Origin of the sequence: Arthrobacter sp. Cr_A7 (genome assembly GCF_029222765.1) — a bacterium.
Taxonomy (GTDB): Bacteria; Actinomycetota; Actinomycetes; order Actinomycetales; family Micrococcaceae; genus Arthrobacter.
Genome location: NZ_JARHXQ010000014.1, coordinates 1 through 11,603, shown reverse-complemented (window position 1 = coordinate 11,603; position 11,603 = coordinate 1). Strand labels below are relative to the sequence as shown.

Sequence of the window (11,603 nt, the reverse complement as noted above, 5' to 3'; positions counted from 1 at the left end):
GTCCCGCACGGCGAACACGGCGGCGCTCCCGCCACCGGCGGGCACCACCAACGCTAGGAGCGTTCCACAAAAGGATCCTCCACAAAAAGAGCCTCCGTTCCCGCTTGGCGCGGAACGGAGGCTCTTTCTGTTTGTGCCAGCCAGAGGAGGCCGCCGGGGTTGGAACGTCAGTGGTTGACGGCCTTTTCGGCGCCCACTCCGGTGAGGGACCGGACTTCCATCTCGGCCTGCTTCGCGGTGTCTTCGCGATTCTTGTCGAGGACGGTTCCGAGCCAGCCCAGGAAGAAGGCCAGCGGGATAGACACAATGCCGGGGTTGCTCAGCGGGAAGAGCGCGAAGTTGGCGTCCTTGATCATGGACGTCGCTCCGCCGGACACCACCGGGGAGAAGATGATCAGCACAATGGCTGCCCCGAGCCCGCCGTACATGCTCCATACCGCGCCCTGGGTGGTGAACTTCCGCCAGAACAGGGAGTAGATGATGGTGGGCAGGTTGGCTGATGCCGCCACGGCGAAGGCGAGGGCCACCAGGAACGCCACGTTCTGCCCGTTGGCGAGGATGCCGCCCAGGATGGCCAGGACGCCGATGACCACCACGGTGCGCCGGGCAACCTTAACTTCGGTGTCGGCGTCGGCCTTTCCCTTGGAGATGACGCTGGCGTAGATGTCATGGGCGAAGGACGCGGCTGCGGTAATGGTCAGGCCTGCCACGACGGCAAGGATGGTGGCGAAGGCCACGGCCGAGATGAAGCCCAGCAGCAGCGGGCCGCCCAGGTAGAAGGCCAGCAGCGGAGCCGCCGAGTTCACGCCGCCCGGGGCGGTCCTGATGGTTTCGGGACCCACCAGTGCTGCGGCGCCGTAGCCGAGGACCAGGGTGAACAGGTAGAAGAGGCCGATCAGCCAGATGGACCACACCACGGACTTGCGTGCTTCCTTCGCCGTGGGGACCGTGTAGAAGCGCATCAGGACGTGGGGCAGGGCGGCAGTTCCCAGGACCAGGGCCAGGCCCAGGGACATGAAGTCGAGCTTGGAGGTTTCGGTCTTGCCGTACTGCAGGCCGGGGTTCAGGACGGCCGGGTTGTTGGCGGTCTCAACGGCCGCGCCCAGCAGGCTGGAAAGGTTGAAGCCGTAGATGGCCAGCACCCAGAGCGTCATGACCGCCGCGCCGGCGATCAGCAGGATGGCCTTGATGATCTGGACCCAGGTGGTGCCCTTCATGCCGCCGATCAGGACGTACATGATCATGAGGGCGCCGACGACGATGATCACCAGTGCCTGTCCGCCCCAGTCGCTGATGCCCAGCAGCAGGGAGATCAGGCTGCCGGCACCCGCCATCTGGGCCAGGAGGTAGAAGAAGCACACGGCAAGGGTGGAGATGGCCGCGGCGATCCGGACGGGCCGCTGCTTCAGCCGGAAGGAGAGCACGTCGGCCATGGTGAACTTGCCGGTGTTGCGCAGCAGTTCAGCCACCAGGAGCAGCGCCACCAGCCAGGCCACCAGGAAGCCGATGGAGTACATGAAGCCGTCATACCCGTTGATGGCGATGGCGCCCGTGATGCCCAGGAAGGAGGCCGCCGAGAGGTAGTCGCCGGCGATGGCGGTTCCATTCTGCGAGCCCGTGAAGGAACGTCCGGCAGCGTAGTAGTCAGCGGCCGTCTTGTTGTTCCGGCTGGCCCGGAACACAATCACCATGGTGACGGCTACGAAGATGCCGAAGATGCCCATGTTCAGCAGGGTGGTGTCCTTAAGTGCGGCGACGTCCACCGCGGCAGCTATGTTGATCATTTGTTGACTCCACCTACCCGGTTGCCCTGCTTATCGAATTCGTGGCCCTCAATCTCGTCCCGGATCTCCTTGGCGATGGGGTCCAGCCGCTTGTTGGAGTAGTGGACGTACCAGCCCGTGATGGCGAACGTGGAGACGAACTGCAGCAGTCCGAAGATCAGGCCGATGTTGATGTTGCCCCAGACCTTGGTGGACATGAAGCCCACGGCATAGTCGGCGAGCAGGACGTAGGCGAAGTACCACAGCAGGAAGGCGATTGCCATGGGGAAAACAAAGCTGCGGTGTCGTTTGCGCAGTTCCTGGAACTGCCCGGTCGACTGGACCTGTTCAAAGTCCACGGACGCCGCTGCGTCCGGAGTATGGGCATCGTTACCCATCGTTCCTCCTCATTGAGACTTGCCGGGACACACCGGGCGGTTGGCCCTGGGCTGGGACACCGGAAGTGTGACTGCAATCACTGTGCTGCGCGCGGGCTGCTACTTTCCAGACCTGGCCCCGCTGCGGTCGCCCAGCGGTCGGAATGCTGCGGCAAACGGCACCCGCCGCTACGCTGGGCAGCATGCCGGACTCCCCCCTCCTGACCGCCGCGGCCGTGGCCGTCATCGCCATGGCCATCGCCGTCGTCGTCGGCGTGGGACTCAAGGTGCTCCGGTCCTTCCGGGACCTTGGCACTGACGCCGAGCGTGCCACGTACCACACGCTGCACGCCGCGTCCCAGGCTGGCCAGCACCTGCGCCGCGGCCTCAACCCCGCGGGCGCGGCGAAGGCCGGCCGGCAGCTACGCACCCTCCTCGGTTGTGACGCCCTGGCCATTACGGACACCTCCGGTGTGCTGGCGTGGGACGGTGCAGGCGAGGAGCTGAAGCCCCGGCTGATGGACCTTGCTGCCGGAGTCCTGGCGGGTGGCCGGACAGCCGTCCTCCCCGCCGGAGAGGCCAGCGCGGCCACGGACGCGACCGGCGGCCCGCTCGCCGCTGTCATCGCACCCGTCCGTGCCGGCACCCGGGTGGTGGGCGCCGTCGCCGCCTTCGCGCCATCCGTGGGTGCAGGACTGGTCCGGGCCACCAGCGAGGTGGCGGACTGGGTAGCCGTGCAGGTGGAGCTCGCGGAGCTGGACGCCTCCCGCACGCAGCTGATGGAAGCCGAGGTGCGGGCGCTGCGCGCCCAGATCAGCCCCCACTTCATCTATAACTCGCTTAACGCCATCGCATCCTTCATCAACACGGATCCGGCACGGGCGCGGGAACTGGTGGTGGAATTTGCCGACTTCACTCGCTATTCCTTCCGCCGGCATGGGGACTTCACCACGCTCGCCGAGGAACTGCGGTGCATTGACCGCTATCTGCTCCTGGAGCGGGCCAGGTTCGGTGAGCGGGTCCAGGTCAGCCTTCGCGTGGCGCCCGAGGTGCTTGGCACCGTCATCCCGTTCCTGAGCCTGCAGCCGCTGGTGGAAAACGCCGTCCGGCACGGGCTGGAGGCCAAGGAAGGACCGGGCCACATCAGCATCACCGCGGACGACGCCGGCGCGTTCGCCCAGGTCACCATCGAGGACGACGGCGTGGGCATGGACCCCGAACAGCTGCAGTCGATGCTCGCGGGCCACAGCGACGGGGAGCACGTGGGGCTGCGGAACGTGGACGCCCGGCTGCGCCAGGTCTACGGCAACGGCCACGGCCTGGTCATCGAAACCGCTCCCGGCGAAGGGACACTGATCACCATGCGGGTGCCCAAGTCCCAGCCCGGCCACGACGCGTGACCTGGCCACTGCCGTCGGAAAGCTAACCTAGGAGCATGATTAACGTCCTCGTCGTTGATGATGAGCTGCCCGCGGTGGAAGAGCTCGCATTCCTGCTGGGCAGGGACCCACGGATCGGCACGGTCCTCCGGGCGACGTCCGGCAGCGAAGCCCTCCGGGCCCTGTCCGCCGGGTCCGTGGACGCGGTGTTCCTGGACATCCATATGCCGGCCGTGTCCGGCCTGGACATTGCCCGGGCGATTTCCGCGAGCAGCAACCCGCCGGCGGTGGTGTTTGTCACGGCTGACGAGGAACACGCCCTGGCCGCCTTCGAACTCGCCGCCGTCGACTACCTCCTCAAACCCGTCCGGGCCGAACGCCTGGCCCGCTCGGTGGGCCGCATCAGTGAACTGCGCGACGGCGGCAGCGCCCCGGAGATGATCACGGTGGACCAGGGCGGCACCACCAGGATGATCAGGCGCGACGACGTCACGTACGTCCAGGCGCAGGGAGACTACGCGCGGCTGCACACAGCCGATGCCAGCTACCTGATCAGGGTGCCGCTGGCCGAACTCGAGCAGCAGTGGGCGGAGGCAGGCTTCATCCGCACGCACCGGTCCTACCTGGTGGCGCTCAAGCACGTCAGCTCCATGAAGCTGGCTGCCGACGGGCCCAGCGTCACGGTGGCAGGCGCCGGCCTGCCCATCAGCAGGCGGCACCTGCCCACCGTCCGGGAGAAGCTCGAGGCCACCCGGATCAGGCCGCAGTCATGACAAGGGTGCGGGTGACGGCTCCAACCACGGCGGCCCGCCCGGCCCAGGAGACGCGGGAAGCCGCGCAGGAGTCGGATGTGGGCCAGGTCTTTGTCCGTTCCCTGATCAGGTCTCAGCTGCGGCTGGCCCTGGTGGTGGCCGGCGGGTTCCTGCTGATCCTTGGCGCATTTCCGCTGCTGCTCGCCATGGTGCCGGGCCTGGCCGAAACCCGGATCGCCGGGATTCCGTTCGGCTGGCTGCTGCTCGGGGGCGGCATCTACCCGGTGATCGGGCTGAGCGCCTGGCTGTACATCCGGACGGCGGCCCGCAATGAGGCCCGCTACCGCGACCTGGCCGGTGACCAGTGAGGGCGGCGTGAACCCGGGCATCGCGATTGCTGCCGTGGCCGTGGTTTCCGTGGCGACGGCCGTCATCGGGTTCTACGGCCTGCGGATTTCGCGCACTACAGGCGATTTCTACGTTGCGTCCCGTACCGTCCGGCCATGGTGGAATGCCTCGGCCATCGGCGGCGAGTACTTGTCCGCCGCCAGCTTCCTGGGTGTGGCCGGACTCATCCTGCTGTCCGGAACCGACGCGCTGTGGTTTCCGGTGGGATACACTGCCGGGTACCTGATGCTGCTGCTGTTCGTCGCGGCCCCGCTGCGGCGATCCGGCGCGTACACCATTCCTGACTTCACCGAGGCGAGACTGGATTCGCGCGCCGTCCGCAAGGTCACCAGCCTGGTGGTGGTGCTGGTGGGATGGCTCTACATCGTGCCGCAGTTGCACGGCGCCGCCCTGACCATCCGGATCACCACCGGCCTCCCGTCCTGGGCGGGGTCCGTGGCGGTGGTGATCGTCGTCTGCCTCACGGTAGCTGCCGGCGGGATGCGGTCCATCACGTTCGTCCAGGCGTTCCAGTACTGGCTCAAGCTCACCGCCCTGGCCGTCCCCATCCTGTTCATCATCTTCATGCTGGCCGGCAGCGGGACACCGGAGTTGTCCCCGCCTGCCGCCAACCCCACCGGCGCTCCTCCGGCCGGGCTGTACCAAAACGTGTCCCTGCTGGTGGCGCTCCTGTTCGGAACGCTCGGGCTGCCCCACGTCCTCGTCCGCTTCTACACCAACCCGGACGGGCAGTCCGCACGGCGGACCACGCTGATCGTCCTGGGGCTGCTGTCCGTCTTCTACCTGTTTCCCACCGCGTACGGCCTGGTGGGGCGGGTGTTTGCACCGGGCCTGGCGCGCGCCGGCCAGGCCGACGCCATGGTGCTGCTGCTCCCCGGGGAACTCGTGGGCGGCACGGCAGGTGACCTGCTCTCGGCCCTGGTGGTGGCAGGCGCCTTCGCCGCGTTCCTGTCCACCACGTCGGGGCTGGTGGTCTCCCTGGCCGGCGTCATCAGCCAGGACGTCCTGGGCGGCGGCGTCGGCGGGTTCCGCCTCGCAGCCGTAATATCCGCCGTCGTACCTCTTGGCTTTGCGTTCATGACCGACTCCTTCGCGCTGGCCGGCAGCGTGGGCCTGGTGTTCGCCTTCACCGCCTCGACCGTCTGCCCGGTGCTGCTGCTGGGCATCTGGTGGCGGGGACTGACCGACGCCGGCGCGATCGCGGGCATGGTGACCGGAGGCCTGCTGTGCGGTGGCGCCATGATCATCGGCGCCATGGCGGGCGCTGCGAGCATTCCCGCCTGGCTCGCCCAGCCTGCGGCATGGACCGTTCCCACGGCGTTTGCCGTGATGGTGCTGGTCTCACGGGCCACGGCAGGACGGGTGCCGAAGACCATGGCACGGGTCATGACCCGCCTGCATACGCCGGAAAGGCCGCTGGCTACGGAACGCTGAATGGGTGGACAATTACGCCATGTCCACCGACGGCGGGAGCCCGGAAGGCCAGCAGGACGCGGTGCCGCCGTCCGTGCGGGCGCAGTTGCTCGCCAGCGAGCACTGGGGCCTGCTGGCATCACGCAGCACCGCCCAAAGCGAGGTGCTGACACGGATCAGCATGTTCCTGACCTTCACGTCGGCCAGCGTGGTGAGTGCGGCGCTGGTGGGCCAGGCCACGAAATTTTCGGACGCCTTCGTCCTGCTCGCGGTAATCGTGCTGTGCATCGACGTGGCCATGGGGCTGCTCACGCAGGTGCGGGTCCTGAACGTGGCCCAGGAAGACCTCATGTATGTGACCGCCATGAACAGGCTGCGGGCGGCGTACGTGGACCTGGACCCCGATGTGGCGCCGTACCTGATGGCGGCCTACCACGACGATGAGTCCGGTTCGGAGAGGACCTACTTCTTCTTCGGAAACCGGAGCGCGTTCAGCCATGTGGCCGGCAGCAGCATGGTTTTTATGAACTGCGCGAATGCTGCGCTGATCGCCATTCTCTCTGGACTGCTGCTGACTCTTGTGGGGGCAGGGACGACGGCGGCGGTCATCGTGGGAGCGGCCTGCGGCTTCGCTTTCCTGGCGGCTTCCGCCTACTACGGATACCGCGCCTATGCCGGGATCTGGAGCAGGTACACGCCCCTGTCCCCCACCCCGCCGGACGGACCTGATCTTTAGTCGATGGCTGCCATGAGCTCAACAACGCGGTCAAGGAACGCGTCCACCTGGGCTTCCTCGTAGCCGTCGCGGCCTGTGGCAGGGCGGAAAACGGCCCGGCGGACGCTGTCGACGCTCAGCGGCTTGTCCTGTTCCAGGTACGCCACGAGCTCATGGCACAGCCTGTCCACATCCGTTGTGTTGTAGCTGCGGACCTTCTTCTTTGCGGGCCGGCGGAAACGCTCCCCGTCGGGGCGGTGGAGCCGGCCGCGGAGGATCCCCGAGAGGTTTCCGATCTCCCGCAGCCAGGCTTCCTCGCCATGGGCTGCGATCAGCTCGTCCCGTTCCCTGCGGGCGAAGGCGTCTTCCAGGCGGTCAAGGGCGGCGTCCACAACGGATGCTGAGTATCCGCCTTTGACGGGGTCGAAGGACACGGCCCGGACGTCTGCGCTGTTGATCGGCTGGGCTGCGGATTCGGGGGTTTCCAGGGACACGCGTGCCCGCTGCAGGAACTGGTCCACCTGCTTGGCGTTGTAGCCGTATTCACTGCGCTGCACGCGCTCAAAGGACGCAGGGATCTGCTGCCGATGAATGTCCAATGCCACTTTGATTCCTTCGATGCTTTTCAGCCGTAGCGCCGCTGCACCAGTTTATGGGTGCCGGGGCCCGGCCAGGGTTTGTGTCAGGCTCCGGCGAGCAGTCCGTAAAGGACGAAAACCACCGGTGATGCGAACACGATGGAGTCGAGCCTGTCCATGACTCCGCCGTGCCCGGGCAGGATGCTGCTCATGTCCTTGACGCCCAGTTCGCGCTTCACCATGGATTCGGCGAGGTCGCCGGCGGTGGAGGCGGCCACGGTGCCGACGGCCAGCACCACCCCCACCCACCAGGGCTTGTCCAGCACGAAGAGGCAGGCGAGGATGCCGATGAGCACGGCACCGGCCACGGAACCGGCGAATCCCTCCCAGGATTTTTTGGGACTGATTTTCGGCGCCATGGGGTGCTTCCCGAGGGACGCACCCACCAGGTACCCGAACGTGTCGTTGGAGACCACCAGCAGGAGCATGACCGCCACCTGCCAGGCGCCTTCGGGGATGGTCCCGCCGGGCCACAGCCCCAGCGGGGACGCGCCGCCGGTGGCGTGCAGCGGCAGGGCTGCGAAACTGATGAAGAACGGCACCCAGCCCAGGGTGAAGACACCCGCGAAGATGCTGTTGGCGGAGCCTGCAGCACTTTCAACGGACCGCCAGAGCAGCACGGCCACGGAGCTGAGCAGCATGGCAAACAGCAGGCCTTCGATGCCTCCGAGGTATGCCACGAACGGCATGGCTACCGTTCCGGTCATGACCGGAACGATGGGCATCCTGGTGCCGTTGGCTTCGAGGGCCCGGTAGATTTCCCAGACGCCGAATACTGCGAAGGCGGTGGTGACGGCTACGAAGCCGAGCGGGAGGAACAGCAGCCCGCCCAGGACGGCGAACAGCATGGCCAGGCCCACCACGACGGCGGCGGGCAGGTTCCGCCCGGCCTTTGGCGTCGGGTTGCTCCTGGGCTGCTTCCCCCGTGTGCGCGCCCGTTGGGCGGGGGCCTGATCTGCCTGGCCCATCAGACTTCGAGCAGCTCTGCTTCCTTGCGCTTCAGCAGCTCATCGATGCCGTCTACGTGTGCCTTGGTGAGGCCGTCCAGTTCCTTTTCGGCCCTGCTGCCCTCGTCTTCGCCGGCTTCGCCGTCCTTGACCAGGCGGTCCAGGGTTTCCTTGGCCTTGCGGCGGATGTTGCGGATGGAAACCTTGGCGTCCTCGCCCTTGGTCTTGACGATCTTGACGTATTCCTTGCGGCGTTCCTTGGTCAGTTCCGGAATGGTGATCCGGATGACGTTGCCGTCGTTGGACGGGTTCGCGCCGACCTCCGAGTCGCTGAGCGCACGCTCAATGTCACGCAGGGCCGTCTTGTCGAACGGGGTGATGAGGATGGTGCGGGCGTCCGGGATGGCGAACGAGGCCAGCTGCTGGAGCGGGGTGGGTGAGCCGTAATAGTCCACCAGGACCTTGTTGTACAGGCCCGGGTTGGCCCGGCCGGTGCGGACGGCAGCGAAGTCTTCCTTGGCTACCTCTACGGCCTTGTCCATCTTTTCTTCGGCTTCGAGCAAGGTTTCTTCGATCACGGTCTCTCCTCAGATTCTGGTGCAGTCCGGGGCACCGGTTCCCTGCACACACATGGTTCTCTGTTGCTGCTTCCGTCCCCGCCGGCCGGGCGGGGACGGAACTGTCCTGAAAACATCCTAGCCGGAGCTAGGCGGTGACCAGGGTGCCCAGCTTTTCGCCCAGGATGGCGCGGGTGACGTTGCCTTCACCCTCCATGCCAAAGACCACCATGGAGAGGTTGTTGTCCTTGCACATGGTCATCGCCGTCTGGTCCATGACCCGGATGTCGCGGCGGAGGGCGTCGTCGTAGCTAAGGGTCTCGAGCCGTTCAGCGGTGGGATCCTTCTTGGGGTCGGCCGTGTAGACGGCGTCCACACCGCTCTTGGCCATCAGGACAACGTCGGCGTGGACCTCGAGGGCCCGCTGCGCGGCTACCGTATCCGTGGAGAAGTAAGGCAGGCCGGCGCCGGCACCAAAGATGACCACGCGGCCCTTTTCCATGTGCCGGATGGCGCGGCGCGGGATGTAGGCTTCCGCCACCTGGCCCATGGTGATGGCGCTCTGGACGCGGGTTTCCACGCCGGCCTGCTCCAGGAAGTCCTGCAGGGCCAGGCAGTTCATGACGGTTCCCAGCATGCCCATGTAGTCGGCGCGGGAACGGTCCATGCCGCTTTGGGAGAGTTCGGCGCCCCGGAAGAAGTTGCCGCCGCCCACAACGATGGCCACTTCCACCTCGGGCACGGCTGCGGCGATCTGCTTGGCGACGTCGCGGACGGTCTCGGGATCGACACCCAGCTTCCCGCCGCCGAAGACCTCACCGGAGAGCTTCAGGAGGACCCGCCGCCTGCTTTTCTCTGGCTGGATTACAGTGTTGACGGCTTCCATGATGCCTTCCCGTTGATGAGTCTGAAAAAAGGTTATCCTGCCGGGCCCGGTGGTCGGTACCGGTCCCGTTGCATGCAAAAGGGGCGGCCACCGAAGTGGCCACCCCCTCACAGATTCGACTAGGAGCCGACGCGGAAACGCGTGAACGCGGTTCCGTTGACACCGGCCTCTTTGAGGACCTGTGCCACGGACTTCTTGGCATCCTTTGCGAATGCCTGGTCAACCAGGACCTCACCCTTGTAGAAGCCCGTCACGCGGCCTTCCACAATCTTGGTGAGGGCGGCTTCGGGCTTGCCCTCGGCCTTGGCGGTCTCTTCGGCGATGCGGCGCTCGGACTCAACCAGGTCGGACGGAACGTCCTCGCGGGTCAGGTAGTTCGGAGCCATGGCAGCGATGTGGACTGCGACGTCGTGGGCGGCGGTGGCAGCAGCTTCGCCTTCACCGTCAACAGCGAACAGCACGCCAACCTGGGCCGGCAGGTCCTTGGAGGTCTTGTGCAGGTAAGCGTCAACCGTGGCACCCTCAACGCGGGAGATGCGGCGGACAACAACCTTTTCGCCCAGGACAGCGCCTTCTTCGACGACGACCTCGGAGAGCGGCTTGCCGTCAACTTCGGTGGCGAGCAGGGTTTCGAGGTCGGCGGCGCCGGACTCAACGGCAACGGCCAGGACCTTGTCGGCCAGCTGGATGAACTTGTCAGCCTTGGCAACGAAGTCGGTCTCGCAGTTGACCTCGATCATGACGCCGACGCCGTTGCTGACCTTGGCGGCCACGAGGCCTTCAGCGGTGGAGCGGCCTTCACGCTTGGTAGCGCCCTTGAGGCCCTTGATGCGGATGATCTCGATGGCCTTCTCGGCGTCGCCGTTGGCCTCGTCAAGAGCCTTCTTGACGTCCATCATGCCGGCGCCGGTGCGCTCGCGCAGGGCCTTGATGTCCGCGGCAGTGTAGTTCGCCATGTGAACCCCTCTGTCTAGAAATTTGTTGTGGTGTACGGACCGACAGGACGGCAGCCCGCGAAAGCGGGCGGCCATCCTGTCAGCAGCTCCGGCTGGTAAGCACGGAGAATCCGGATTTAGTTGTGTTACTTGGCGTCGTCGGCGGGAGCCTCGGCGGCAGCCGGGGCTTCAGCTTCTTCTGCCGGAGCAGCAGGGACTGCCGCAGCTTCCTCGGCCTTGCTGCCTTCGAGGAGCTCGCGCTCCCACTCAGCCAGCGGCTCTTCCGGAGCTTCGGTGGCGCCCGTGCCACGGTTGTTGCGGGCGATGAGGCCCTCAGCAACGGCGTCGGCAACAACGCGGGTCAGGAGGTTCACGGAGCGGATGGCATCGTCGTTGCCCGGGATCGGGAAGTCGACTTCGTCCGGATCGCAGTTGGTGTCCAGGATGGCAACAACCGGGATGTTCAGCTTCTTGGCCTCGTCAACGGCGAGGTGTTCCTTCTTGGTGTCCACGATCCAGAGCACGGAGGGTGCCTTGGTCAGGTTGCGGATACCGCCGAGGTTGGACTCGAGCTTGGTGAGTTCGCGCTTGAGGAGCAGCAGCTCCTTCTTGGTGTATGCGGAACCGGCAACGTCGTCGAAGTCGATCTCTTCGAGTTCCTTCATGCGCTGGATGCGCTTGGCGACAGTCTGGAAGTTGGTCAGCATACCGCCGAGCCAGCGCTGGTTCACGTAAGGCTGGCCAACGCGGGTTGCCTGCTCGGCAATTGCTTCCTGGGCCTGCTTCTTGGTGCCGACGAACAGCACGGTGCCGCCGTGGGCAACGGTGGCCTT

13 protein-coding genes are annotated in these 11,603 nt (G+C 66.2%); 5 read left to right on the top strand and 8 right to left on the bottom strand.

Annotation, left to right across the window (positions count from 1 at the left end):
- Nucleotides 1–167 precede the first annotated feature (167 nt).
- Nucleotides 168–1,784, bottom strand: coding sequence for a sodium/solute symporter (locus P2Q66_RS00855; protein ID WP_275724825.1), 1,617 nt, complete (start codon nt 1,782–1,784; stop codon nt 168–170).
- On the bottom strand, nt 1,781–2,161 hold the full coding sequence (locus tag P2Q66_RS00850) for a DUF485 domain-containing protein (RefSeq protein WP_079595543.1): 381 nt from the start codon (nt 2,159–2,161) through the stop codon (nt 1,781–1,783). Before P2Q66_RS00850 ends, P2Q66_RS00855 begins: the two co-directional genes overlap by 4 nt.
- Nucleotides 2,162–2,343: 182 nt before the next feature.
- On the opposite strand from P2Q66_RS00850, the gene P2Q66_RS00845 reads away from it, so the two are divergent.
- The 5 genes from P2Q66_RS00845 to P2Q66_RS00825 are packed head-to-tail and all read left to right on the top strand — an operon-like array spanning nt 2,344 to nt 6,828.
- Nucleotides 2,344–3,540: a histidine kinase gene (locus P2Q66_RS00845; RefSeq protein WP_275724823.1), complete on the top strand. Its 1,197-nt coding sequence runs from the start codon at nt 2,344–2,346 to the stop codon at nt 3,538–3,540.
- Nucleotides 3,541–3,575: 35 nt separating this feature from the next.
- Nucleotides 3,576–4,292: a LytTR family DNA-binding domain-containing protein gene (locus P2Q66_RS00840; RefSeq protein WP_275724822.1), complete on the top strand. Its 717-nt coding sequence runs from the start codon at nt 3,576–3,578 to the stop codon at nt 4,290–4,292.
- Complete coding sequence (locus tag P2Q66_RS00835) at nt 4,289–4,639, top strand: hypothetical protein (RefSeq protein WP_115524136.1); 351 nt, start codon at nt 4,289–4,291, stop codon at nt 4,637–4,639. The genes P2Q66_RS00840 and P2Q66_RS00835 overlap by 4 nt, the downstream gene beginning before the upstream one ends.
- Before the next feature lie 7 nt (nt 4,640–4,646).
- Nucleotides 4,647–6,113 carry a cation acetate symporter gene (locus tag P2Q66_RS00830; protein ID WP_275724828.1) on the top strand — a complete coding sequence of 489 codons (1,467 nt, stop codon included), beginning with the start codon at nt 4,647–4,649 and terminating at the stop codon, nt 6,111–6,113.
- A gap of 19 nt (nt 6,114–6,132) precedes the next feature.
- Nucleotides 6,133–6,828, top strand: a complete 696-nt coding sequence (locus P2Q66_RS00825) for a hypothetical protein (protein WP_275724827.1) — start codon at nt 6,133–6,135, stop codon at nt 6,826–6,828.
- Here the strand turns inward: P2Q66_RS00825 and P2Q66_RS00820 are convergent.
- From P2Q66_RS00820 to rpsB, 6 genes are all read right to left on the bottom strand, one after another.
- A complete protein-coding gene (locus P2Q66_RS00820) occupies nt 6,825–7,412 on the bottom strand; it encodes a DivIVA domain-containing protein (protein ID WP_079595546.1) in 588 nt (195 codons plus the stop codon). The two genes, P2Q66_RS00825 and P2Q66_RS00820, sit on opposite strands and share 4 nt — an antisense overlap.
- A 77-nt stretch (nt 7,413–7,489) precedes the next feature.
- Nucleotides 7,490–8,413, bottom strand: coding sequence for a phosphatidate cytidylyltransferase (locus P2Q66_RS00815; RefSeq protein WP_275724819.1), 924 nt, complete (start codon nt 8,411–8,413; stop codon nt 7,490–7,492).
- Nucleotides 8,413–8,970, bottom strand: coding sequence for a ribosome recycling factor (frr, locus tag P2Q66_RS00810; RefSeq protein WP_079595548.1), 558 nt, complete (start codon nt 8,968–8,970; stop codon nt 8,413–8,415). The genes P2Q66_RS00815 and frr overlap by 1 nt, the downstream gene beginning before the upstream one ends.
- Nucleotides 8,971–9,097: 127 nt before the next feature.
- Nucleotides 9,098–9,835, bottom strand: coding sequence for a UMP kinase (gene pyrH / locus P2Q66_RS00805; RefSeq protein ID WP_079595549.1), 738 nt, complete (start codon nt 9,833–9,835; stop codon nt 9,098–9,100).
- 119 nt (nt 9,836–9,954) lie between these two features.
- Nucleotides 9,955–10,791 (bottom strand): translation elongation factor Ts, encoded by an 837-nt coding sequence (gene tsf / locus P2Q66_RS00800; RefSeq protein WP_079595550.1) that lies wholly within the window; start codon nt 10,789–10,791, stop codon nt 9,955–9,957.
- Between the two features lie 125 nt (nt 10,792–10,916).
- A partial coding sequence (gene rpsB, locus P2Q66_RS00795) for a 30S ribosomal protein S2 (RefSeq protein WP_275724816.1) occupies nt 10,917–11,603 on the bottom strand: 687 nt, incomplete at its 5' end.